General features: G+C 73.6%; 21 protein-coding genes and 1 pseudogene. 18 read left to right on the top strand and 4 right to left on the bottom strand.

The features are described 5' to 3' along the window. Nucleotides 1-23: 23 nt before the first annotated feature. The 3 genes from ACZ3HQ_RS23920 to ACZ3HQ_RS23930 are packed head-to-tail and all read left to right on the top strand — an operon-like array spanning nucleotide 24 to nucleotide 2,571. A complete protein-coding gene (locus ACZ3HQ_RS23920; protein ID WP_467513892.1) occupies nucleotides 24-620 on the top strand; it encodes a DUF3043 domain-containing protein in 597 nt (198 codons plus the stop codon). Nucleotides 621-679: 59 nt separating this feature from the next. Then, nucleotides 680-1,441 (top strand): class I SAM-dependent methyltransferase, encoded by a 762-nt coding sequence (locus ACZ3HQ_RS23925; RefSeq protein WP_467514179.1) that lies wholly within the window; start codon nucleotides 680-682, stop codon nucleotides 1,439-1,441. Nucleotides 1,442-1,497: 56 nt separating this feature from the next. Continuing rightward, the gene (locus ACZ3HQ_RS23930; protein WP_467513893.1) at nucleotides 1,498-2,571 is read left to right on the top strand and encodes a S1C family serine protease; all 1,074 of its coding nucleotides are present in this window, start codon (nucleotides 1,498-1,500) and stop codon (nucleotides 2,569-2,571) included. A gap of 48 nt (nucleotides 2,572-2,619) precedes the next feature. On the opposite strand, the gene ACZ3HQ_RS23935 is transcribed toward ACZ3HQ_RS23930, so the two are convergent. After that, complete coding sequence (locus ACZ3HQ_RS23935; RefSeq protein WP_135785599.1) at nucleotides 2,620-2,832, bottom strand: hypothetical protein; 213 nt, start codon at nucleotides 2,830-2,832, stop codon at nucleotides 2,620-2,622. Nucleotides 2,833-2,965: 133 nt separating this feature from the next. Here ACZ3HQ_RS23935 and ACZ3HQ_RS23940 point away from each other — a divergent pair, with 133 nt between their 5' ends. Beyond that, the gene (locus ACZ3HQ_RS23940) at nucleotides 2,966-4,165 is read left to right on the top strand and encodes a bifunctional adenosylcobinamide kinase/adenosylcobinamide-phosphate guanylyltransferase (RefSeq protein WP_467513894.1); all 1,200 of its coding nucleotides are present in this window, start codon (nucleotides 2,966-2,968) and stop codon (nucleotides 4,163-4,165) included. Here the strand turns inward: ACZ3HQ_RS23940 and ACZ3HQ_RS23945 are convergent. Then, complete coding sequence (locus tag ACZ3HQ_RS23945; RefSeq protein ID WP_467513896.1) at nucleotides 4,162-5,007, bottom strand: class I SAM-dependent methyltransferase; 846 nt, start codon at nucleotides 5,005-5,007, stop codon at nucleotides 4,162-4,164. The genes ACZ3HQ_RS23940 and ACZ3HQ_RS23945 overlap by 4 nt on opposite strands. Nucleotides 5,008-5,138: 131 nt before the next feature. Between ACZ3HQ_RS23945 and cobT the strand changes: the two genes are divergently transcribed. The 3 genes from cobT to ACZ3HQ_RS23960 all read left to right on the top strand — a co-directional run bounded on the left by cobT (nucleotide 5,139) and on the right by ACZ3HQ_RS23960 (nucleotide 8,842). Continuing rightward, a complete protein-coding gene (cobT, locus tag ACZ3HQ_RS23950) occupies nucleotides 5,139-6,278 on the top strand; it encodes a nicotinate-nucleotide--dimethylbenzimidazole phosphoribosyltransferase (protein WP_467513897.1) in 1,140 nt (379 codons plus the stop codon). Nucleotides 6,279-6,344: 66 nt separating this feature from the next. Then, nucleotides 6,345-8,159 (top strand): phosphatidylglycerol lysyltransferase domain-containing protein, encoded by a 1,815-nt coding sequence (locus tag ACZ3HQ_RS23955; RefSeq protein WP_467513899.1) that lies wholly within the window; start codon nucleotides 6,345-6,347, stop codon nucleotides 8,157-8,159. Next, nucleotides 8,156-8,842 carry a hypothetical protein gene (locus ACZ3HQ_RS23960; RefSeq protein ID WP_467513900.1) on the top strand — a complete coding sequence of 229 codons (687 nt, stop codon included), beginning with the start codon at nucleotides 8,156-8,158 and terminating at the stop codon, nucleotides 8,840-8,842. Before ACZ3HQ_RS23955 ends, ACZ3HQ_RS23960 begins: the two co-directional genes overlap by 4 nt. Here the strand turns inward: ACZ3HQ_RS23960 and ACZ3HQ_RS23965 are convergent. Then, entirely contained in the window at nucleotides 8,782-9,546 is a 765-nt protein-coding gene (locus tag ACZ3HQ_RS23965; protein ID WP_467513902.1) for a hypothetical protein, read from the bottom strand. The genes ACZ3HQ_RS23960 and ACZ3HQ_RS23965 overlap by 61 nt on opposite strands. Before the next feature lie 61 nt (nucleotides 9,547-9,607). Between ACZ3HQ_RS23965 and ACZ3HQ_RS23970 the strand changes: the two genes are divergently transcribed. The 9 genes and pseudogenes from ACZ3HQ_RS23970 (at nucleotide 9,608) to ACZ3HQ_RS24010 (ending at nucleotide 20,538) form a co-directional block, all read left to right on the top strand. After that, nucleotides 9,608-10,411 (top strand): adenosylcobinamide-GDP ribazoletransferase, encoded by an 804-nt coding sequence (locus tag ACZ3HQ_RS23970; RefSeq protein ID WP_467513903.1) that lies wholly within the window; start codon nucleotides 9,608-9,610, stop codon nucleotides 10,409-10,411. A gap of 238 nt (nucleotides 10,412-10,649) precedes the next feature. Continuing rightward, nucleotides 10,650-12,176, top strand: coding sequence for a leucyl aminopeptidase (locus tag ACZ3HQ_RS23975; RefSeq protein WP_467513904.1), 1,527 nt, complete (start codon nucleotides 10,650-10,652; stop codon nucleotides 12,174-12,176). A 244-nt stretch (nucleotides 12,177-12,420) separates the two neighbouring features. Next, entirely contained in the window at nucleotides 12,421-13,809 is a 1,389-nt protein-coding gene (gene lpdA, locus ACZ3HQ_RS23980; RefSeq protein WP_467513906.1) for a dihydrolipoyl dehydrogenase, read from the top strand. A 61-nt stretch (nucleotides 13,810-13,870) separates the two neighbouring features. Next, a complete protein-coding gene (gene sucB / locus ACZ3HQ_RS23985) occupies nucleotides 13,871-15,658 on the top strand; it encodes a 2-oxoglutarate dehydrogenase, E2 component, dihydrolipoamide succinyltransferase (RefSeq protein WP_467513907.1) in 1,788 nt (595 codons plus the stop codon). Nucleotides 15,659-15,943: 285 nt separating this feature from the next. Beyond that, nucleotides 15,944-16,567: a GntR family transcriptional regulator gene (locus tag ACZ3HQ_RS23990; RefSeq protein WP_359707845.1), complete on the top strand. Its 624-nt coding sequence runs from the start codon at nucleotides 15,944-15,946 to the stop codon at nucleotides 16,565-16,567. Nucleotides 16,568-16,836: 269 nt separating this feature from the next. Continuing rightward, entirely contained in the window at nucleotides 16,837-19,548 is a 2,712-nt protein-coding gene (gene aceE / locus ACZ3HQ_RS23995; protein WP_467513908.1) for a pyruvate dehydrogenase (acetyl-transferring), homodimeric type, read from the top strand. A 119-nt stretch (nucleotides 19,549-19,667) separates the two neighbouring features. Then, nucleotides 19,668-20,186: a DUF4240 domain-containing protein gene (locus ACZ3HQ_RS24000; RefSeq protein ID WP_467514180.1), complete on the top strand. Its 519-nt coding sequence runs from the start codon at nucleotides 19,668-19,670 to the stop codon at nucleotides 20,184-20,186. 63 nt (nucleotides 20,187-20,249) lie between these two features. Next, nucleotides 20,250-20,306: pseudogene (locus ACZ3HQ_RS24005) on the top strand (hypothetical protein); the annotation flags it as partial. A gap of 76 nt (nucleotides 20,307-20,382) precedes the next feature. Continuing rightward, complete coding sequence (locus ACZ3HQ_RS24010) at nucleotides 20,383-20,538, top strand: RidA family protein (protein WP_467514182.1); 156 nt, start codon at nucleotides 20,383-20,385, stop codon at nucleotides 20,536-20,538. Nucleotides 20,539-20,578: 40 nt separating this feature from the next. Here the strand turns inward: ACZ3HQ_RS24010 and ACZ3HQ_RS24015 are convergent, their stop codons facing one another. Further along, nucleotides 20,579-21,349 carry a peptidoglycan recognition protein family protein gene (locus ACZ3HQ_RS24015; RefSeq protein WP_467513910.1) on the bottom strand — a complete coding sequence of 257 codons (771 nt, stop codon included), beginning with the start codon at nucleotides 21,347-21,349 and terminating at the stop codon, nucleotides 20,579-20,581. Between the two features lie 189 nt (nucleotides 21,350-21,538). Here ACZ3HQ_RS24015 and ACZ3HQ_RS24020 point away from each other — a divergent pair, with 189 nt between their 5' ends. Together ACZ3HQ_RS24020 and ACZ3HQ_RS24025 are read left to right on the top strand one after the other, a co-directional pair. After that, nucleotides 21,539-22,732, top strand: coding sequence for a MarP family serine protease (locus tag ACZ3HQ_RS24020; RefSeq protein WP_467513912.1), 1,194 nt, complete (start codon nucleotides 21,539-21,541; stop codon nucleotides 22,730-22,732). A gap of 75 nt (nucleotides 22,733-22,807) precedes the next feature. Beyond that, a complete protein-coding gene (locus ACZ3HQ_RS24025; protein WP_467513913.1) occupies nucleotides 22,808-23,704 on the top strand; it encodes a TIGR01777 family oxidoreductase in 897 nt (298 codons plus the stop codon). Nucleotides 23,705-23,791: the final 87 nt, after the last annotated feature.

Here is a 23,791-nt window from a genome sequence, read left to right on the forward strand (position 1 = left end):
TGATGCCCGTACCCTTGGGTTTTGTGTTCCGTAGCCGTGCGAAGGAAGAGAAGGCACCCGCCGACAAGGCGCAGGTGACCGGCTCCATGCAGCCCCGCGACCCGCAGGCCCCCAAGGGTCGGCCCACGCCGAAGCGCAGTGAGGCCCAGACCCAGCGCCGCAGTGTCGCCAGTACGCCCGTGTCCCGCAAGGACGCCGCCAAGCGGCAGCGCGAGGACCGCCGTCAGGCCCTGGACCGGCAGCGCCGCGCGCTCGCCGGGGGCGACGAGCGGTACCTGCCCGCCCGGGACAAGGGGCCGGTGCGCAAGTTCGCCCGTGACTGGGTCGACTCGCGGATCAACGTGGCGGAGTTCTTCCTGCCGCTGGCCATCGTGATCCTGATCCTCAGCGTGGTGCGGGTTCCCTCGATCCAGAGCATCGCGCTGCTGCTGTGGCTGATCGTGATCGTGCTGATCCTCGTGGACTCCGCCTTCAGCGGCTACCGGCTGCGGAAGCGGCTCGCCGAGAAGTTCCCGGACGCCAATCGCCGGGGCGCGGTCATGTACGGCCTGATGCGCTCGCTCCAGATGCGCCGGCTGCGGCTGCCCAAGCCGCAGGTCAAGCGCGGAGAGCGGCCCTGAGCGCAGACGCCGCTCACGGCACGGCGGCCCTCGCGGGGCCGCACACGCCGGGCGAGCTGATCCGGCAGCACCTGGTCACCCGGCAACTGGACGAGCAGCTCGCCCGTGCCTTCGCCGTCGGGCGGCGGCTGCGGGTGCTCGACGTCGGCATGGGCCGGGGCGCGCAGGCGCTGCGGCTGGCCCGGCTCGGCCACATGGTCACCGGGGTCGAGCGCGACCCGGAGCTGGTCGCGGCCGCCCGTGCGGCGCTGACCGGTGAGCCGGACGGCATCCGCGAGCGGGTCCGGCTGGTGCAGGGCGAGGGCCGGGACACCGGGGTGCACTTCCTGCCGGGCAGCTTCGACGTGGTGCTGTGCCACGGGGTGCTGATGCACGTCGAGGAGCCGGACGCGCTGGTGGCCGGGCTGGCCCGGATGCTGGCGCCCGGCGGGCTGCTGTCCCTGCTGGTGCGCAACGGCGACGCCCTCGCCATGGGGCCCGGCCTCTGCGGCGACTGGGCCGGGGCGCTGGCCGCGCTGGACAGCGCCGCCCTGCTCCCCCGCTCCCGCACCGAGGCCGACGGCGACGCCCCGGCGGCCCCCGCCCCCGAGGGCCGCGCCGACCGCCTGGCCGCCCTGACGGCCACCCTGCACGGCATCGCCGCCCCGCTGTACGCCTGGTACGGCGTCCAGGTCTTCACCGACCGTGTCCCCTCCGCGCCCGTCTCCCCCGTCTCCCCCGACGAGCTGGAGACCCTCCTCGCCGTCGAGGAACGCGCGGGCCGCACGGACCCGTACCGGGGGGTCGCGGAGCTGCTGCACCTGTGCGGGGTGCGGGGGTAGTCCCGTTCGGGCGTACTTGGCGGGCCGGTCCGCATGACCCGTGGGGAGACTCGTCCATGGACGCTTCCCGTATCCGGGCCCGGCGCAGGGGTGCCGTGGCCGTCGTGCTGGTGTGCGCCGCCGTCCTCGTGGCCGGCTGCTCGGACCCGGCCACCTCGGCCCGGAAGGGCGGCCCGTCGACCGCGCAGGCCGCGCTGCCGATGGCGGCGGACGACCTCCAGGACCAGTACCAGAAGGTCATCAAGGACGTCCTGCCCTCGGTGGTGCAGATCCAGGCGGGGCAGTCCCTCGGCTCGGGCGTGGTCTACGACGACAAGGGCCACCTCGTCACCAACGCGCACGTGGTCGGCTCGGAGAAGACCTTCCGGGTGACCACGGCCCGCAGCGAGGAACCGCTGTCGGCGAGCCTCGTCTACTCCTACCCCGAGCAGGACCTCGCGGTGATCAAGCTGGACAAGGTCCCGGCAGGCCTGCGCCCGGCGGAGTTCGGCGGCTCGGACGAGGTGGAGGTCGGCCAGATCGTGCTGGCCATGGGCTCACCGCTGGGGCTGTCCTCCAGCGTGACCCAGGGCATCGTCTCGGCCACCGGACGGACCGTCAGCGAGCCGGGCGACGACGGGGGTACGGGCGCCACGATCCCCAACATGGTGCAGACCTCGGCCGCGATCAACCCGGGCAACAGCGGGGGCGCCCTGGTGAACCTGAACGGCCAGGTCATCGGCATCCCGACGCTGGGCGCGGCCGACCCCGGCATGGAGGGCGGGGCGGCGCCGGGCATCGGCTTCGCCATCCCGGCGTCCATGGTGCGTACGGTCGCCGGGCAGATCATCGCCACCGGCAAGGTCACCGACTCGGGCCGGGCCGCCCTGGGCGTCACGGTCCGCACGGTGGTGGACGACGGCTACCGGCCCGCCGGGGCGGCGGTGGTCACGGTGTCGCAGGGCGGCCCGGCGGCGAAGGCGGGGCTCAAGGCGGGCGATGTGATCACCCGGCTGGGCGACAGCCCGGTCGGTACCACCACCGAACTCGCCGAGGTGCTGGCGGACAAGAAGCCCGGCGACAAGGTCGAGGTCACCTACGAGCGCTCGGGTGCGCGGCGCACGGCCGAGGTGACGCTCGGGGAGCAGTGAGGGCACCCAGACGGGAGCGGGACTGTCCCCGCCCCCGCTGGGCCGGGGTCAGACCCCTTCGGCGTCGAGGCTCATCGGCCCGTAGATCTCGGTGCCCTCCTCGAAGAGGCGCACCTGGTCCGCGCCGCCCTCCAGCAGCGCCTTCCAGTTCTCGCCGACCCAGGACTCGGCGTCGCCCTGGGTGGTGAACTCCTCGGGCTCCACGGCGGGCGGGACCTCCGTCCCGTCGGCCTTCTCGAACCGCCACGTCCAAGCTGTCATGCGGGCCTCCTTCGATCCGACTCCTGCGGGCAGCGTATGCGGTCGGCGGCGCCGCCCACAGGACATCGTGGATCATCGTCCGCTCAGGTGACCCGGTGCGCGGGCGCCGCCGGGACGGGTGAAAATCGGTTCCGTGGACGTCACTCTGCTCGGCACCGGTGCCCCCTCGGGACTGCCCCGCCCCGACTGCCCCTGCGCCGTGTGCGCGAGCGCGCTCGGCCCGGACGCGCGGGCGGCCACCGCCCTGCTGGTGGACGGGGCCCTGCTGCTGGACCTGACACCGGGCGCCGCCTTCGCCGCGGCCCGCGCCGGGCATTCGCTGGGCCGCGTCCGCCAGGTGCTGCTGACCCACCCGCACGACGGACCCGCCGTGGAGGTCCCGGCCGGGCTGCCCCAGCCGGTCCGGGTGCCGGACGGCCGGGAGCTGACCCTCCTGACGGGGCATCGGGTCCGGGCGCTGGCGATGGACGCGGGCGGCACCGGGTACGAGGTGACCGGGCCGGACGGGCTGAGGCTGCTGTACCTGCCGCCGGGCGGCTCCCCGGCGGGGCTTGAGCGGGTGGCGGAGCCGTACCACATGGTGCTCGCCGATCTCGTGGGGCGCCCGGACGCGCTGGCCCGGCTGCGGGCGGCCGGCGGGGTGGGTCCGGCCACCGATGTCGTCGCCGTCCACCTGGACCATGACGTGCCGCAGGCGACGGAGTTGCCCCGGCGGCTGGCGGCGGCCGGGGCGCGGGCGGTGCCGGACGGGGTGACGCTGGTGGTGGGCGCGTACGACCTGGTCCCGGACGTGCCGCGCCGGACGCTGGTGCTGGGCGGCGCCCGCTCGGGCAAGTCGGTGGAGGCGGAACGGCGGCTGGAGTCGTTCCCGGACGTGGTCTACGCGGCGACGGGCGGCACCCGCGCCGGGGACCGCGAGTGGGCGGACCGGGTCGCCGCACACCGCGAACGCCGTCCCGGCTCCTGGCGTACGGCGGAGACGACGGACCTGGTGCCGCTCCTCGCCGAGGACGGCCCGCCCCTGCTCATCGACTGCCTCTCGCTCTGGCTCGCCGACGTGATGGACGCGGTCGGCGCCTGGGACGACGCCCAGTGGGCCGACGGCGGCGAGAAGGCGCTGCGCGACCGGGTCCACGAACTGACCCGGGCGGTACGCGAGACTCCGCGCACGGTGGTCGCCGTCTCCAACGAGGTCGGCTCCGGCATCGTCCCCGCCACCCCCTCGGGCCGCCGCTACCGCGACGAACTGGGCCGCCTGAACACGGCGTTCGCCTCGGAGTGCGAGCAGGTCGTCCTGGTGGTGGCGGGGCAGGCGCTGGTGCTGCGGGGCTAGAACCGGCCTGGTTTGCGGGCCACCAGGCGGTACGTGTTGGCGAAACGGGTGCGGCGGGTCAGGGGGGCCAGGAGGCGGTCCAGGGCGGTGGCCGCCGTCAGGGGGGCGCGCAGGGGCCGGGGGAACGTCGCGGTGAGGTCCTGGGGCTGGTGGACGCGGGCCGTGGTGGTGACCGCGCAGTCCAGCGCGAGGAGTTCGGCCTCCAGGTTGGGCAGCGGGAGCAGGTGGGCGTGCCGGTGCGGGAGCCAGTGGGGACCCAGGAGGGTGGCGTAGGCGCTGTCGGGAGCGGCGGCCTCGATGACGAGGTGGCCGCCGGGGCGGAGCACGGCCAGCGCGGCACGGAGTTCGGCGCGCGGGTCGGGGACGTGGGCCAGGTGGTGGAGCAGGCTGACCACGTCGTAGCGGGCGCGCAGCCGGTCGGTGACGCCGGGCGTGGTGAGCAGCCCCCGGTGGGCCTCCTCGACCCGCCCCTCGGCGAGCGCCCGCTCGACCCGCGCGGTGGGGTCGAGCCCGTCGAAGCTGGTGTACGGGAAGAACTCCCGCGCGGCCTCGGGGAAGTGGCCGTGCCCGGTGCCGACGTCGAGCCAGCTCTCGGGGTCGGTCAGTCCGGCGAGGGCGCGGGCGGTGGCCCGGTGGGAGCGGCGGCCGGCCGGTGAGGGGGCGCCGGCGGGCGGCCGGGGGTTCTGGAAGGCGTGGGCGCACGCCCCGCACTCGTCGAGGGCCAGCGCGCGGGGCCCGCGCAGCCGGGTGCGCAGGCGGCCCGAGCCGCACCAGGGACAGTCCTCGCGGCGCGGGCCGGGGAACCGGTCGCTGACCTGCGGGGCGGAGGGCGAGGACGGCATGGCGGCTCCTGTACGGCATTTCGCGGTAAACCGGAACGTATGGGATGCCGATCTTGGGTGCAATGACGTGCGCCGGGCGTGGTGGCGGTGTGGCGCGGGGCGCCTCGCGCGCGGGCGGTACTGTTCCGCGAATGGACAGCCTTCAACTCGACGACTTCACCGATCTGATCGAGCGCCCGGACGGCGGCGTGCGCCGGGACGCCGAGGCACGGCGGGAGCGCCTGGCCGTACCGTCCGGCGCGCTGGGCCGGCTGGACGAGCTGGGCGAGTGGCTGGCGGCCGCGCAGGGCGCGGTGCCGGTACGGCCCGTCGAGCACCCGAAGCTGGTCCTCTTCGCCGGTGACCACGGCATCGCCGCCCTCGGCGTCTCCCGGCGTCCGGAGGGCGGCGCGGCCGACCTGGTCCGGGCGGTGCTGGAGGGCGCGAGCCCGGCCGCGGTGCTGGCCCGCCGGCTGGACGTGCCGGTACGGGTGGTCGACCTGGCCCTGGACTGCGACCCGGACGCCTTCCCCGCCGAGGTGACCCGGTACCGGGTGCGGCGCGGCAGCGGCCGGATCGACGTCGAGGACGCGCTGACCACCGAGGAGGCCGAGGCGGCGTTCCGCGCGGGCATGGCCGTGGCCGACGAGGAGGCCGACTCCGGTACGGACCTGGTGGTGCTCGGCGATGTGAGCGTGGGCGGCACGACGGCGGCGGCGGTGCTGGTGGCCGCGCTGTGCGGCACGGACGCCTCGGTGGTGACCGGGCGCGGCGGCGAGGCGATCGACGACCTGGCCTGGATGCGCAAGTGCGCGGCCGTCCGCGACGCCCTGCGCCGGGCCCGCCCCGTCCTCGGCGACCAGCTCCAACTGCTGGCGACCGTGGGCGGCGCCGACCTCACGGCGATGACCGGCTTCCTGCTCCAGTGCGCGGTGCGCAAGCTGCCGGTGATCCTGGACGGCGTGGTGGCCTCGGCCTGCGCGCTGGTGGGCCAGCGGGTGGCGTTCCGGGCGCCGGACTGGTGGCTCGCGGGCCACGACAGCGGCGAGCCGGGGCAGGCGAAGGCGCTGGACCGGATGGCGCTGGAGCCGCTGCTGACCCAGGGCGTGCGGGTCGGCGAGGGCGCGGGCGCCCTGCTGGCCCTCCCCCTGGTCCGCTCGGCCGCCGCACTGGCCGCCGAGCTGCCGGAGCGGGCGGAGACGGAGAAGCCCGACGAGTCTGCGGAGTCCGAGAAGCCTGCGGAGTCCGAGGGGTCTGCGGAGCCCGTGGAGTCCCAGGAGAGCAGCCTCTAGCGCGGGCGCACCCCACCGCGCCGATGAGCGCGATTCACGGCAAATGCGGACATATGATCCCCGCTCATGGGAGATGCCCGAGTTGCCGAGCGACGGAGCGAGCCGGACCAGCGGACGGAACCGGACCGGCGGACCGAGCCGGGGCGGCGGCCGGGCGGGGTGTCGTCCCGCCGGGCCGCCGCGGCGGCCGTCTGGTACCTGCGGGCCGTCGCGTTCGTCAACTTCCTCAGCGCGGTGTGGGTCTCGCTGGGCCAGGACGTGCGCCGCCACAACCAGGAGAACCTGTTCACGCCGTACCTGCTGACGGCCGGTTTCGCCTCGGGTGTGTTCACCGCGTTCCTGGCCATCACCATGCGGCGGCGCAAGCGGGCCGCGTGGATTCTCAACCTGGTGCTCAGCGGGGCCTTCCTGGCCCTGTTCGCGGTCACCATGGCGTTCCCGGAGATCCGCCGCTCCCCGCAGAACTGGGTCTCGCTGGCGCTGACGGCCGCCTTCGTCACCGTCCTGCTGCTCGGCCGCCGGGAGTTCTACGCCAAGGGCGACCGCGCCAACCCCCGGCTCGCCGCGAGCGTCGCCCTGGGCGGCGGTACGGCCGCCTCACTGCTTGCCGCGCTGCTGGTGACGGCCACCAACCAGGCGCCGGACGCGGCCCGTTCGACCTTCTGGGAGCGCTGGCAGTACGGCACGCTGCGCCTGGTCTCGGTGGCCACCGAGGAGTCCGGCTTCCTGGGCATCGACCCGCCCAACTGGGCCGACGTCAGCGTCAATGTGCTCAGCACGGCCCTCCTCCTCGCCGTCCTGTACGCCGCGTTCCGCTCCCGCCGTGCCGTCGACCCGCTCACCGAGGACGACGAGAAGCGGCTGCGGGAGCTGCTGGACAAGCACGGCGAACGCGACTCCCTCGGCTACTTCGCGCTGCGCCGGGAGAAGAGCGTGCTGTGGTCCCCGACCGGCAAGGCGGCCGTCGCCTACCGGGTGGTGGGCGGGGTCAGCCTGGCCTCCGGCGACCCGCTGGGCGACCCCGAGGCATGGCCCGGCGCCATCGCGCCCTGGCTCACCGAGGCGCGGGCCCACGGCTGGATTCCCGCGGTGATGGGCGCGAGCGAGGAGGCCGGGACCGTCTACGCCCGGCACGGCCTGGACGCCCTCGAACTCGGCGACGAAGCCGTTGTGGACGTCGCGGAGTTCACCCTGGAGGGCCGCGCGATGCGCACCGTGCGCCAGGCGTACAACCGGGTGCGGCGGGCCGGGTACGAGGTGCGGATGCGGCGGCACGAGGACATCCCGGCGGCCGAGATGGCCCGGCTGGTGGAGCGGGCCGACGACTGGCGGGACGGCGCCACCGAACGCGGCTTCAGCATGGCGCTGGGCCGGCTCGCGGACCCCGAGGACGGCCGGTGCGTGATGCTGGAGTGCACCGACGCCGAGGGCCGGCTGCGCGCCCTGCTGTCGTTCGTGCCGTGGGGCCCCGGCGGGCTCTCGCTGGACCTGATGCGCCGTGACCGGGACAGCGACAACGGCCTGATGGAGTTCATGGTGATCGACCTCCTGCGCCGGTCGCGGGAGATCGGGGTCACCCAGGTCTCGCTGAATTTCGCCGTGTTCCGCTCGGTGTTCGAGCGCGGCGCCCGCCTCGGCGCCGGGCCGGTGCTGCGGCTGTGGCGCTCGCTGCTCAGCTTCTTCTCCCGCTGGTGGCAGATCGAGTCGCTGTACCGGGCCAACGCCAAGTACCGGCCCATCTGGGAGCCGCGCTTCCTGCTCTTCGAGAAGAGCGCCGACCTGCCCCGCATCGCCCTGGCGGCGGCCCGCGCGGAGGGGTTCCTCGAGGCGCCGGGCCTGCCGAAGTGGCTGCACCGCAGACAGTTGGAGACCCACCGGTGAGAGCGTGGGCGCGCGCCGAGTGGGGCCCGCTGTACGCGGCCCTGCGCACGGCGCTGCTCGCGCGCGGCCCGCTGCTCGCGGCCCCGCTGACGCTCGCCGCGGTGGGCCTGACCGCGCTGCTCCAGTTCGTGCAGAACCAGCCCTGGGGTTTCGCCCTGGTGGAGGCGGCCGGTGCCGTGCGGGCCGCCGATCCGCTGTGGCTGGCCCTGCTGCGCACCCCGCTCTCCCTGTTCGTGCCAGCGCTGGATCTGCCGGTGTGGGGCGCGCTGGCCCAGGTGCTCTTCGTGTTCGGCATCGCGGAACTCTGCCTGGGCCGCCGCCGCACCCTGCTCATCGCCTACGCCGCCACCCTCGCCGGGACCCTGTACGCCCGGGCCGGCATCGCCCTCGGCCCGCACGCCCCCTTCGGCCTGCCCGCCTCGGACGCGCTGGTGGTGGACACCGGCCCGTCGGCGGCCGTGGTCGGGCTCGCGGTGTACGTCGCGGTACGGCACCGCGCCCGCGTGACGGCGGCGGCGGTACCGGCCGCGATGGTGACCGAGGTGCTGCTGAAGGACAACCTGGCCGGCAAGGAGCACCTCGCGGCCCTGCTCGCCGTGGGCGTCCTGTGCCTGGCGGGACTTCAGTCGCCCCTGGGCAGCCGGGCCGGGGACGGGTCCGGCTTGCCGCCGATCCAGTCCTGAACCACCCGCCGGGGCCCCGCCCAGCGCCGGTCGTGCCGGTAGGCCCGCAGCAGGGACCGGGCCCGGGCACGCGGGCGGCGGCCGTAGAAGCGCCGCGCCCAGAACGAGGCCGGCCGGGCCAGCCGCAGGGCGCCCGCGAGGGCCAGCAGCGGCACGATCGCCCCGAACACGGCGGTACGGGTCTTGCCCTTGCTCAACGCGACCAGCGACACGAGGAAGTTGGCCGCGACGAACGCGATGACCCCGCCCCGGTCCTGCAGCTCGTCCTGGGAGAGGTCGTTGACGCCGAACGGGGAGAAGCCCGCGAGCAGCAGCCCGACCAGCGCGGCCGTGATGACCACGACCTCGACGCTCTTGCGGCCCTCCGCGCTCCAGTACACGTCGTCCAGATGCAGGATCAGCGCGAACTCGTCCAGCACCAGCCCGGCGCCGGTCCCGAAGACCACGGCGGCGATCGCGCCGCCCGCCCCGTGCCGGTCGCTGGCGACGGCGCCGAAGCCGCCGACGACGGTCAGCACCACACCGGGCACCACATGATGGATGTGCACCCCGCCCGCCTGGACGTTGCCGAACGGGCCCTTCCCGGCGCGGATCAGCCGGACGATGATCCGGGTCACGACGAAGGTGAGCACGAACGAGAAGAGGGCCAGCAGCAGCGGAAGCTTGCCCGGTTCCAGGATGTTCCGCTCCCACCAGTGCCCCATGTGCGCACTTTATCCCCGGCCCGCCGACCGGGCCCGGCGACCGCCCCGGTAGCCTGCGCCGATGCCCGAGACACCCCCGCCGGACGGCCTCCTCGACGGACCACGCTTCGCCTTCGGCACCCTCACCGTGATCCCGGTCCAGGTGCGCCGCTGGGACCGGACGGCCGCGCGGGCGGGCATGCTGTGCGCCCCGCTGACCGGGCTGGCCGTCGGCCTCGCGGCGGCCGGGCTCGGCCTGTCGCTCCTGCTGCTCGGCGCGGGCCCGCTGCTCGCCGCCGTCGCCTCCGCCGCCGTGCCGGCCGCGCTCACCCGCGGGCTGCATCTGGACGGGCTCGCGGACACCGCCGACGGGCTGGGCAGCGGCAAGCCCGCCGAGGAGGCGCTCGCCGTCATGAAGCGGTCCGACATCGGGCCGTTCGGTGTGCTCACCCTGGTGCTGACGCTGCTGGCCCAGGTCGCCGCGCTCGCCGGGCTGTACGGCGACTCCTGGGCGCGGGGCGCGCTCGGGGCCGTCGTCTCCGGGGTCGCGGCCCGGCTGGCGCTCACGCTGGCCGCGCGCACCGGGGTGCCGGCGGCGCGTCCGGAGGGGCTGGGGGCGGCGGTGGCCGGGGTGGTGCCGGCGGTGGGGGCGCTGGCGGTGGGGGCGGCGGTGACGCTGGCGGCCGGGGCGGGCGGGGCGCTGCTCGGGCCGTGGGAGGCGGTGCGCGCGGCGGCGGCCGTACCGCTCTGCCTGGTCCCGGCCGAACTCCTGCTGCGCCGCTGCGTCGCGCGCTTCGGCGGGGTCACCGGGGACGTGTTCGGCGCCCTCGCGGAGACCTCGGCCACGGCGGCGCTGCTCGTGCTGTGCCTGGGCGGGACCGGCTGAGCACGGCAACTGTGCCGTACCCGGGGCAAGTTGTCCCGCCCGGCTGACAGCGGTGCCCGAAGTGCGGGCGGCCGGGGTGGTCCTCGGCCATGAGCGATCGCACGTACGCGCGTAGTCTCGTGGCGGGTGTTCGCCGACAGGGAGTCGACCCACCCCTTGCGGCGGTCGCCCCTCGCGGACGACCGGCTTGCGCAAACGGCCCCAGCAAACTTCACATCGGAAGCGAGATTTCACCACCGTGACTGCTCTGACTCTCAAGCCTGCCGCGGCGCCGGGCCCGCGGGCCGACGCGATCGTGATCGGTGTCGCCAAGGCCGGCACGGGCCCCGTCGTGGCGCCCGGTGCCGAGGCCGTGGACCAGGCGTACGACGGCGGGCTGGCCGGCGTCCTGAAGACCCTCGGTGCCTCGGGCGCCGAGGGCGAGCTGACCAAGCTGCCCGCCCCCGCCGGTCTCGACACCCCGCTCGTGGTGGCGGTGGGACTGGGCGCCGAGCCCGAGGCGGACGCCGGGTACGACGCCGAGGCGCTGCGCCGGGCCGCCGGTGTGGCCGCCCGCGGGCTGTCCGGCACCAAGAAGGCTTCCTTCGCGCTCCCCGTCGACGGCCCCGGCGCGCTGGCCGCGGTCGCCGAGGGCGTGCTGCTCGGCGCGTACGCCTTCGACGCGTACAAGGAGAGCCCGAAGGACGGCAAGGCGAAGGACGACAGCGGCCCGCTCGGCGAGGCCGTGCTGCTCGGCGGCGCGGAGGGCGAGGCCGGCTACCAGGCCGCCGTCGACCGCGCGACGGCGATCGGCGAGGAGCTGAACCGCGCCCGCGACCTCGTCAACACCCCGCCGAACGACCTGGACCCCGAGGCGTTCGCCGCGATCGCCCAGGCCGCGGCCGACGAGCACGGCCTGACCATCGAGGTGCTGGACGAGCAGGCGCTGAAGGACGGCGGCTACGGCGGCATCCTCGGCGTCGGCGGCGGCTCGGCGTCCACCCCGCGCCTGGTGAAGCTGGCGTACAAGCACCCGGAGGCGGACAAGCACCTCGCCTACGTGGGCAAGGGCATCACCTACGACTCGGGCGGCATCTCGCTCAAGCCCGCCGGGCACAACGAGACGATGAAGTGCGACATGGCCGGTGCCGCCGCCGTGTTCGCCGCCGTCGTCGCGGCCGCCCGCCTCGGCCTCAAGGTGAACGTGACCGGCTGGCTGGCGCTCGCCGAGAACATGCCGTCGGGCTCCGCCACCCGCCCCGGTGACGTGCTGCGCATGTACAGCGGCAAGACCGTCGAGGTGCTCAACACCGACGCCGAGGGCCGCCTGGTGCTGGCCGACGCGCTGTGGGCGGCCTCGGCCGAGGAGCCGGACGCGATCGTGGACGTGGCCACGCTGACCGGCGCGATGGTGCTGGCGCTGGGCAACCGCACCTTCGGGATCATGGCGAACGACGACGCCTTCCGCACCTCGCTGCACGAGATGGCCGAGGAGTCCGGCGAGCCGGCCTGGCAGATGCCGCTCCCCGAGCACCTGCGCAAGGGCATGGACTCCCCCGTCGCCGACATCGCCAACATGGGCGAGCGGATGGGCGGCGGCCTGGTGGCCGGCCTGTTCCTGCGCGAGTTCGTGGGCGAGGGCATCACCTGGGCCCACCTGGACATCGCGGGCCCGGCCTTCAACGAGGGCGGCCCCTTCGGCTACACGCCCAAGGGCGGTACGGGCACCGCCGTGCGCACCCTGGTGCGGCTGGCCGAGCAGACCGCCGACGGCGACCTCGGCTGACCCGGCCACGGCACCCTGGGGGGGCGCGGACCTGGCGGGTCCGCGCCCCCGGCGTGAGGCGTCCGGAGCGGACGTGGGGCGTCTCACACCCCGGCCCGGCGTCCGTCGCACCCCCGACAGGTGCAAAGATGGAGCCCGGCAGGACAGGGCCCCCACCACAGGGCCGAAGCATTGAGCGGCCGGACACCAGCCGCCTGCCGGTCATCGGAGACCGGCACAGGCGCACATGCATGGAGGACGTGACGTGGCGAACGACGCCAGCACCGTTTTCGACCTAGTGATCCTCGGCGGTGGCAGCGGTGGTTACGCCGCGGCCCTGCGCGGAGCGCAGCTTGGCCTGGACGTCGCCCTGATCGAGAAGGACAAGGTCGGCGGCACCTGCCTGCACAAGGGGTGCATCCCCACCAAGGCCCTGCTGCACGCGGGCGAGATCGCCGACCAGGCCCGCGAGAGCGAGCAGTTCGGCGTCAAGGCGACCTTCGAGGGCATCGACGTCCCCGCCGTCCAGAAGTACAAGGACGACGTGATCTCGGGCCTGTACAAGGGCCTTCAGGGCCTGATCGCCTCCCGCAAGGTGACGTACATCGAGGGCGAGGGCCGGCTGTCCTCCCCCACGTCGGTGGATGTCAACGGGCAGCGGATCGAGGGCCGCCACATCCTGCTGGCGACCGGCTCCGTGCCGAAGTCGCTGCCGGGCCTGGAGATCGACGGCGACCGCATCATCTCCTCCGACCACGCCCTCGTCCTGGACCGCGTGCCCAAGTCCGCGATCATCCTCGGCGGCGGTGTCATCGGCGTCGAGTTCGCGTCCGCGTGGAAGTCCTTCGGGGCCGACGTCACCGTCATCGAGGGCCTGAAGCACCTGGTGCCGGTCGAGGACGAGAACTCCTCCAAGCTGCTGGAGCGCGCGTTCCGCAAGCGCGGCATCAAGTTCAGCCTGGGCACCTTCTTCGAGAAGGCCGAGTACACCCAGGACGGCGTCAAGGTCACCCTCGCCGACGGCAAGGAGTTCGAGGCCGAGGTCCTCCTCGCCGCCGTCGGCCGCGGCCCGGTCTCCCAGAACCTCGGTTACGAGGAGCAGGGCGTCAACATCGACCGCGGCTACGTCCTGGTCGACGAGTACATGCGCACCAACGTGCCGACCATCTCGGCCGTCGGTGACCTCGTCCCCACCCTCCAGCTCGCCCACGTCGGCTTCGCCGAGGGCATCCTGGTCGCCGAGCGGCTGGCCGGTCTGAAGACCGTCCCGATCGACTACGACGGCGTCCCGCGTGTGACGTACTGCCACCCGGAGGTCGCCTCCGTCGGCATCACCGAGGCCAAGGCCAAGGAGATCTACGGCGCGGACAAGGTCGTCGCCCTGAAGTACAGCCTCGCGGGCAACGGCAAGAGCAAGATCCTCAAGACCGCGGGCGAGATCAAGCTCGTCCAGGTCAAGGACGGCGCCGTGGTCGGTGTCCACATGGTGGGCGACCGCATGGGCGAGCAGGTCGGCGAGGCCCAGCTCATCTACAACTGGGAGGCGCTGCCCGCCGAGGTGGCCCAGCTCATCCACGCCCACCCGACGCAGAACGAGGCGCTCGGCGAGGCGCACCTGGCGCTGGCCGGAAAGCCGCTGCACGCCCACGACTGAGCCTTCGGCCCCCGGGCGCGACGACACAGACTTCCGCAATTCCTAAGGAGCAACCGAAACCATGGCGGTTTCCGTAACCCTTCCGGCGCTCGGTGAGAGCGTCACCGAGGGCACTGTCACCCGCTGGCTGAAGGCCGAGGGCGAGCGCGTCGAGGCCGACGAGCCGCTGCTCGAGGTCTCCACCGACAAGGTCGACACCGAGATCCCGGCCCCCGTCGCGGGTGTGCTGGCCTCCATCAAGGTCGCCGAGGACGAGACCGTCGAGGTCGGCGCCGAGCTGGCCCTGATCGACGACGGCTCCGGCGCCCCCGCCGAGACCGCGGCCCCGGCCGCCGAGGCCCCTGCCGCCGAGGCTCCGGCCCCCGCCGCCGAGGCCCCGCAGTCCGCCCCCTCCACCGAGCAGGAGGCGCCCGCCCCGGCGCCGACCGCCGAGGCCACCTCCGGCGGCGGTTCCGCCGAGGGCACCGACGTGGTCCTGCCCGCGCTGGGCGAGTCGGTCACCGAGGGCACCGTCACCCGCTGGCTGAAGTCGGTGGGCGACTCCGTCGAGGCCGACGAGCCGCTGCTCGAGGTCTCCACGGACAAGGTCGACACCGAGATCCCGGCGCCCACCTCGGGTACCCTGCTGGAGATCGTGGTCGGCGAGGACGAGACCGCCGAGGTCGGCGCCAAGCTCGCCGTCATCGGCGTCGCGGGTGCCGCCCCGGCCGCCGCTCCCGAGGCCCCGAAGGCGCCCGCCGCCCCGGCCCCGCAGGCTCCCGCCCCGCAGGCCCCGTCGGCTCCGGCTCCGCAGCAGCAGACCGCGCCGGCCCCCGACCCGGTCCCGTCCGCCCCGGCCCCGGCTCCCGCGCCCGCCCCGGCTCCGGCCGTTCCGGCCACCGCGCCGAGCGCGCCGACCGCCACCCAGGCGACCGACGAGGGCGCCTACGTGACCCCGCTGGTGCGCAAGCTCGCCGCCGAGAACGGTGTCGACCTGGCCTCGGTCAAGGGCACCGGTGTCGGTGGCCGCATCCGCAAGCAGGACGTCATCGCCGCCGCCGAGGCCGCGAAGGCCGCCGCCGCCCCGGCTCCGGCCGCGGCCCAGGCTCCGGCCGCCGCGAAGAAGGCCCCGGCGCTGGAGGTCTCCCCGCTGCGTGGCCAGACCGTCAAGATGACCCGCATCCGCAAGGTCATCGGCGACAACATGGTCAAGGCGCTGACCGAGCAGGCCCAGCTCTCCTCGGTCGTCGAGGTCGACGTCACCCGTCTGATGAAGCTGCGCGGCAAGGCGAAGGACTCCTTCGCCGCCCGTGAGGGCGTCAAGCTCTCCCCGATGCCGTTCTTCGTCAAGGCCGCCGCGCAGGCGCTGAAGGCCCACCCGGTCATCAACGCCCGCATCAACGAGGCCGAGGGCACCATCACCTACTTCGACACCGAGAACGTCGGTATCGCGGTGGACTCCGAGAAGGGCCTGATGACCCCGGTCATCAAGCACGCCGGTGACCTCAACCTCGCGGGCATCGCCAAGGCGACCGCGGAGCTGGCCGGCAAGGTCCGCGCCAACAAGATCACCCCGGACGAGCTGTCCGGCGCGACCTTCACCATCTCCAACACCGGTTCGCGCGGCGCCCTGTTCGACACGATCATCGTGCCGCCGAACCAGGTCGCCATCCTCGGCATCGGCGCCACGGTGAAGCGCCCGGCCGTCCTGGAGACGGAGGAGGGCACGGTCATCGCCGTCCGCGACATGACCTACCTGACCCTCTCCTACGACCACCGTCTGGTCGACGGCGCCGACGCGGCCCGCTACCTGACCACGGTCAAGCAGATCCTGGAAGCAGGCGAGTTCGAGGTAGAGCTCGGCCTGTAACTCCCCGGCCTGTAACTCCCTGGCCTGTGAGGAAGCCCCCTGTCGAAGGACAGGGGGCTTCGCCGTTTCAGCGCAGGTGAACTGCACCCACCCAGGGGCGCGGGGAACTGCGCGACCAGCCACGACGCCGCCGCACCCACCCCAAACCGACACCCCCACGGCGAGACCGATCGAAAACACCCTGTGCAACTCGTCTCACCTGGGCAAAAGCCCCCCGATGCGCCGCCAGGCACCCGCGGGGCCCCCGTATGGTCATAGAGCCACGCCCCTTGAAAAGGAGCCCCCATGACCGCGCCCGTAATCCACTCGCTGCGCGAACAGATCCGCGAGCACATCGTGGAGGGCATCGTCAGCGGCCGCTGGCAGCCGGGCGAGCGCATCGTGGAACGCAGGATCGCCACCGAACTGGAGGTCAGCCAGACCCCGGTACGAGAGGCGCTCCGCGAACTGGAGTCCCTCCGCCTCATCGAGTCCGCCCCCAACAAGGGCGTCCGCGTACGCAACCTGACCGCGGCCGACCTGGAGGAGAGCTACCCCGTACGGGCCGGGCTGGAAGCCATCGCGGCGGAACTCGCGGCCGAGACCCTGGCGGAGAGCTGCGCGGCCCTGGAACCCCACGTGGCGGCCCTCTACGAGGCCGACCGGGCCGGCGACGGCACCGGCCAGGTCCGCCACACCGTCGGCTTCCACCGCGAACTCGTCCGCGCCGCGGGCAACTCGGTGCTGCTGCACACCTGGGAGGGCCTGGGCATCGAGGTGTTCACCGCCCTGTCGATCCGCTGGCTCGGCACCGTCCAGCAGTCGTACGCCGAGGAGCACGAGGAGCTGGTGCAGGCGTTCCAGCGCCGCGACCCCCGGATCGCCGAGCTGGTGAAGGCGCACGTGCTGGGCTGCGCGCCCCGCCCCTGAACCGCCCCTGAACCGCCCCTGAACCGACTGAGCAGCACCCCGCTCACCTGGGAAAACAAGGCACCGGGTGCCTGGACGAAAGACACCGGGTGCCTACTTTCGCCTCAAGACCGGGTTTTCGTCCCCAAACCTTTGATCGATCATCGATCAGGGAGTTATTGTCACCGACGGACTTCTACCGAGTTCTCGCCCTGTCCTGCCAAAGACCAAGGGCAACCCCGAACCCTCACCCATGAGGGATTCCCCCTTCGACTGAGGAAGGCGGCGAGATGACCGACCCCAACGCCATCCAGCCGAGCGCGCTCGACCAGCTCCCGGACCGCGACCCCGAGGAGACCGCCGAGTGGCGCGCCTCCCTGGACGCCGTGGCCAGGGAAGCGGGCCCGCACCGCGCCGCGTACCTGATGCGGCGCACGCTGGAGCGTGCCGAGGCGGGCGGTGTCGCGCTGCCGAAGCTCCTGGAGACGGACTACGTCAACTCCATCCCCACCGCCGCCGAGCCGGGCGTGCCCGGTGACGAGGCGATGGAGACCCGGATCACCGCGTGGAACCGCTGGAACGCGGCGGCGATGGTCACCCGCGGCAGCAAGCACGGCGTCGGCGGCCACATCGCCACCTTCGCCTCGGCCGCGTGGCTGTACGAGACCGGCTTCAACCACTTCTTCAAGGGCAAGGAGTCCCCGGACGCCGACGGCTCCGGTGACCAGCTCTACATCCAGGGTCACGCCTCCCCCGGCATCTACGCCCGCGCCTTCCTCGACGGACGGCTGACCGAGGCGCACCTGGACAACTTCCGCCAGGAGGCGGGCGGCAACGGCCTGCCGTCGTACCCGCACCCGCGCCGGCTCCCCTGGCTGTGGGAGTTCCCGACGGTGTCGATGGGCCTCGGCCCGCTCTCCGCCATCTACCAGGCGCGGTTCAACCGCTACCTGACCAACCGCGGCATCAAGGACGTCTCCGCCTCGCACGTGTGGGCGTTCCTCGGTGACGGCGAGATGGACGAGCCGGAGTCGACGGCGGCCCTCGCGCTCGCCGCGCGTGAGGAGCTGGACAACCTCACGTTCGTCATCAACTGCAACCTCCAGCGCCTCGACGGCCCGGTCCGCGCCAACTTCAAGATCGTGCAGGAGCTGGAGGCCCAGTTCCGCGGCGCCGGCTGGAACGTGATCAAGACGCTGTGGGGCACCGCCTGGGACGAGCTGTTCCAGCTCGACACCACGGGCGCGCTGGTCCGTCGCCTTCGCCAGGTGCCGGACGCCCAGATCCAGACGTACCAGACGCGCGACGCGGCCTACATCCGCCAGGACTTCTTCGGCGCCGACCCGGCGCTGGTGGAGATGGCGAAGCTGCTGAGCGACGACAAGATCCTCGAGTGCTTCCACCTGTCGCGCGGCGGTCACGAGGCCCGCAAGGTCTTCGCCGCGTACAAGGCCGCCGTGGAGCACAAGGGCGCGCCGACCGTGATCCTGGCCCAGACGGTCAAGGGTCACACCCTCGGCCCGGGCTTCGCCTCCAAGAACGCCAACCACCAGATGAAGAAGCTCTCGGTGGACGAGTTCAAGGCGATGCGGGACCTGCTTGACCTGCCGATCGCGGACAGCGCGTTCGCCGACGGCCAGGTGCCCTACGGCCACCCCGGCGCCGACTCCCCCGAGGTCCGCTACCTCCAGGAGCGCCGCGCGGCCCTCGGCGGTCCGGCCCCGGCCCGCCGTACGCACGCGCTGGCGCCGCTGCCCGCCCCGGCGGAGAAGGCGTTCACCTCCTTCGACAAGGGCTCCGGTTCGCAGAACGTCGCCACCACCATGGCGTTCGTCCGCCTGGTCAAGGACCTGGTCCGCGACAAGGAGACCGGCAAGCGCTGGGTGCCGATCGTCCCCGACGAGGCGCGCACCTTCGGCATGGAGTCGCTCTTCCCGTCGCTCGGCATCTACTCGCCCAAGGGCCAGACGTACGAGCCGGTCGACCGCGACCAGTTGATGTACTACAAGGAGGCCAAGAACGGCCAGATCCTCAACGAGGGGATCACCGAGGCCGGTTCGATGGCCGACTTCATCGCCGCGTCCACCGCGTACGCGACGCACGGCGAGGCGATGATCCCGTTCTACATCTTCTACTCGATGTTCGGCTGGCAGCGCACGGCCGACCAGATGTGGCAGCTCGGCGACCAGCTCGGCCGCGGCTTCCTCGTCGGCGCGACGGCCGGCCGTACGACCCTGACGGGCGAGGGCCTCCAGCACGCCGACGGCCACTCCCCGGTGATCGCCGCGACCAACCCGGCGGCGCTGACGTACGACCCGGCGTTCGCCTACGAGGTCGCCGTGATCGTCAAGGAGGGTCTGCGCCGGATGTACGGCGAGGCCGCGCCCGGCGAGGACAGGGACGTCTTCTACTACCTGACGGTCTACAACGAGCCGCTGCCGCAGCCGGCCAAGCCCGCCGTCCCCGGCATCGACGAGGGCATCGTCAAGGGCCTGTACCGGTTCAACACGGCCGAGTCCGCGGGCGTCACCGTCCCGGCCAACGCCCCCCGCATCCAGCTCCTGGGCTCGGGCACGGCGATCCACTGGGCGCTGGACGCGCAGAAGCTGCTCGCCGAGGAGTGGGGGGTGGCCGCCGACGTGTGGTCCGCGACCTCCTGGTCCGAGCTGCGCCGGGACGCGATGGACGCCGACGCGGCCCTGCTGCGCGGCGAGGAGCGGGTGCCGTTCGTGCGGCGGGCGCTCCAGGGCGCCGAGGGCCCGGTCCTCGCGGTCTCCGACTACATGCGCCAGGTCCCGGACCAGATCGCGCAGTGGGTCGACCAGGACTGGTCCTCGCTGGGTGCGGACGGCTTCGGCCTCTCCGACACCCGCGCGGCGGCCCGCCGGCACTTCGGTGTCGACGCCGAGTCGATCGTGGTCGCGGCCCTGGCCCAGCTCGCCCGGCGCGGCGAGGTCAAGGCGACGGCGGTGAAGGAAGCCCGCGAGAAGTACGGGCTGTGACCGCCTGAGGTCCGGTGAAGGGGTACGGCATGCTGCCGTACCCCTTCTTCGTTCTCCCGCGGGTTCCCGTGCCGTTTCCGCGTGCGGGGCGGGGGTGGAGGCCCGATGCTGGTGGCGTGATGGACGAGACGGAGTTCTGGGAGCTGATCGACGCCACCCGCGAGGCCGCCGAGGGCGACCCCGAGGAGCAGGCCGACCTGCTGGTGGACCGGCTGCTCCAGTACGACCCGGACATGGTGCTGGACTTCGCCCGTCACTTCGAGGCCCGTTACAACCGCGCCTACCGCTGGGACCTGTGGGGCGCGGCCTTCCTCCTGCTGGGCGGCGCGAGCGACGACGCCTTCGACTACTTCCGCTGCTGGCTCATCGGCCAGGGCCGCGAGGTCTTCGAGGGCGCCCTCCACGACCCCGACTCCCTCGCGGACCTCCTGGACGAGTTCGACGAGGAGATGGACGGCGACGGCGAGGAACTCGGCTACGCGGCCGACGAGGCGTACGAACGCCTGACCGGCGTGGTCGCCCCCGACCTCGGCATCGCCCCCGCCCCCACCGAACCCTCCGGCACCCCCGTCGACTTCGACAACGACGGCACCCTTGCGGACCGGTACCCCACCCTGTGGGAGCGCTTCAAGCCGTGAGCGGGCGTTGACCCGGCCGGGGACGCGGCGTGATCATGGGGCCCTTCGTCCGGTCAGGTCCCGATGGACGCCGAGGGCCGGCCGGTGGGCGAGGGGGACGCCGAGGCGCAGGTGCGGCAGGTCTACGCGAACCTCGCGGCCGCGCTGCGGGCGGCGGGGTCGGATCTGCGGCACGTGGTCAAAGCTGACCGTCTTCCTGACCGATCTCGGCGACCTCGCCGCCTTCCGGCGCGTCCGGGACGAGCATCAGGACCCGGAGCATCCGCCCGCCTGCTCGCTCGTGCGGGTCGCGGGGCTGGTGCGGCCGGAGTTCCGGGTCGAGATCGAGGCGTGGGCGGTCGTGGCGGGCTAGGGGGTGTCTCGCCGGTCAGGCGTGATCGACGAGACACCCCCTAACGGGTGCGGCCCTGGAGGCGGGCTGCCTCGGCCCGGATCGCGGGGAGGGTGGCGGTGAGGGCCGCGCCGGGACAGGTGGTGGCGTAGGCGTCGTTGTGGCCGGCGACGGCGGGGAGGCTGGCGGGGGTGCCGGAGTGGTAGCGGCTGAGGTCGCTGGTGGAGGTGAGGCGTACGCGGACGCGGGGGTCGGTGTCGGAGGGGCCGAGCTTCCAGGCGGCGAGGGCCGCGATGGCGTGGGTCATGGCCGCGGGGACGGAGGCGCCCGCGGTGAAGGTGCCGAGTGCGGCGATGCCCGCCGAGCGGTGGTTGAACCCCTGGGTGTGGGCCCCGGTGACCGGCCGGTCGGCGCCCCCGGCGCGGCCCTCGTAGATGGTGCCGCAGCGGTCGACGAGGAAGTTGTAGCCGATGTCGTCCCAGTGCCGGGCGCCGGTCTGGCCGGAGTACAGCGAGCGGATGACGCGCGGGGCGTCGGCGCAGTGGTAGTCGTTCGGCGAGTCGGTGTGGTGGATGAAGACGGCGACGACCCGGTCGTCGTGGCGCGGCGGCGGCTGGCGGCGCAGGGTGGCCCGGTCGAGCCAGGCGGAGCGGGGCAGGATGGCCGGGCGGGGCGCGCGGTGGGCGGGGGCGGTGCTGGGGGCGGGATGCGCGTTGCGGGCCGTGACGGCGCGTTCGCTGCCCCGTACGAGGAGCAGCAGGGCGGCGAGGGCGGTCAGGGCCGCCAGGACGCCGGGCAGGCGCGCGGTACGCCACGGGCGCGTCCACTTCATGATCCCACCATCGGTCCGGCACGGCGGGTCCGCGATGTGTGGTGTGCCACCCGGTGGAACCATCGTCCAGGTCCGGGGCGTTTCTGTGGGTACACGCATACGGGAGGCCCTCGTCCGTTCGCCCTGGCGTGGGACTGATCAGCGGGCCCGTCCCGCCCGTATTAGGGGGTCCTGGAGAAAGGCGGCCTCGTGGACCTGCTCGACGTGCTGCTCGTGCTGGTGATCCTGCTCTACGCGGCCTCCGGGTACCGGCGCGGCCTGGTGGCCGGCTGTGTCTCGCTGGCCGGTTTCGTGGGCGGTGCGGCGATCGGCGTGTGGGCGCTGCCGTGGGTGACGGGGCTGGTGACGCGCGGTTCGGCGGCCGCGACGGTGGTCGCGGTGCTCACCGTGCTGGTGCCGGGCGTGATCGGGCACGAGCTGGCGGGCCGGCTGGCGCTCAGGCTGCGCAGCCGGATGGACCGGGCGGGCAGCAGCCCGCTGCGGGTGGCGGACGGCATCGGGGGCGCCGCGGCCAACGGGGTCGCCGTACTCCTGGTCGCGTGGGTCGCGGCGAGCGTGCTGGGCGCGGCGCCCTCGCAGACGGTGACGACGGCGATCCGTAACTCCGCCCTGCTGGGCGCGGTGCAGCAGACGATGCCGGAGACCACCCCCGCCTGGTTCTCGCGGGCGACCTCCGCGCTGACGGAGGCGGGTTTCCCGCAGGTGTTCAACCCCTTCGAGAACGAGTCGACCGCGCAGGTGGCCGAGCCGTCCGGCGACAGCGTGACCCCGGCGGCCACGGAGGCGGCCCGGCGCAGCACGGTGAAGATCGAGGGGTCGGCGGGCGCCGAGGGCCGCGAGGGCAGCGGCTTCGTGTACGCCCCGCGCCGGGTGATGACCAACGCGCACGTGGTGGCCGGCATCGACCGCCCGACGGTACGGATCGGCGGGGTCGGCGCGGTGTACCAGGCGCGGGTGGTGCTGTTCGACCCGAACAAGGACGTGGCCGTGCTGTACGTACCGGGTCTGCGCGCCCCGGTGCTGCCCTTCGACTCCTCCGCCCGGCGCGGCGAGTCGGCGGTGGTCGCGGGCTACCCGCAGGACGGCAGCCTGGACCTCCAGGCGGCGACGGTGGCGAACCGGGTGCGGGCGACCGGCCAGAACATCTACAGCGACCGCACGGTCACCCGCGAGATCTACTCCATCCGCTCCACCGTCCGGCCGGGCAACTCCGGCGGCCCGCTGCTGACCACCGACGGCCGGGTCTTCGGCGTGGTCTTCGCCCGCTCCACCTCCAGCGCCGAGACGGGGTACGCGCTGACGGCGTCGGAGGTCTCGGCGGACGCGGCCCGCGCGGAGACGGCGACGGTGGCGGTGGACACGGGTGACCTGATCACGTCGTGAGCCGTAGGAGTGCCGGAGGGACCGGAGGGGGTGGACGGCCGCTCTGATTCCGGGTCCGCGGGGCATGCTGGGATCATGGACTCTTCCCGAATCGCGGTGACCGGTGCGTCCGGTCTCATCGGCAGCGCCCTGGTGCGGTCCCTCACCGACGACGGGCACCAGGTGGTGCGGCTGGTCCGGCGCGAGCCGCAGGGCCCCGACGAGGTGCGCTGGGACCCCGAGGAGAGTTATGTGGACGCGGCCGGGCTGGCCGGCGTCGACGCGGTGGTGAACCTGGCGGGCGCCGGGATCGGCGACAAGCGCTGGACGCCGGAGTACAAGCGGGTGATCCGCGACAGCCGGGTGTTCGGCACGACCACGCTCGCCGAGGCGGTCGCCTCCCTGCCGGAGCCCCCGCGCGTCTTCGTGAACGGCAGCGCGATCGGCTTCTACGGCGACACCGGCGACCGGATCACGGACGAGGACGCCCCGCCCGGCGACGGCTTCCTGCCCTCGGTGTGCGAGGAGTGGGAGGAGGCGGCCGCGCCGGTGCGGGAGGCGGGCGTGCGGACGGCGTTCGTGCGCACCGGGCTGGTGGTGGCCGCCGGGGGCGGGGCGTGGGCCAGGATGTTCCCGCTGTTCAAGGCGGGGCTCGGCGGGCGGCTGGGCAGCGGGAAGCAGTACTGGTCGTACATCGCGCTGCACGACGAGGTCGCGGCGATCCGGCACATCCTGGACCGGGACGACCTGTCCGGGCCGTTCAACCTGACCGCGCCGCATCCGCTGACCAACCAGGAGATCACCGAGGCGATGGGCCGGGTGCTGCACCGGCCGACCCCGTTCCCGGTGCCGGCCGCGGTGCTGAAGACGGTGCTGGGCGAGATGGCGGGGGATGTGCTGGGCAGTCAGCGGGTGGTGCCGAAGCGGCTGTTGGAGTCCGGGTTCCAGTTCGCGTTCCCCGGCATCGAGGACACGATCCGCGCGGCGGAGTAGACCGGTGGCATAGGCGTGATCCTGGCGGGCACCGAGCGATCATGACCGTATGCGACCGCCGTGCGACCGTGCTCTGCCGATGCGCGA

The sequence above is a fragment of the Streptomyces sp. NPDC018263 genome, from assembly GCF_055562575.1.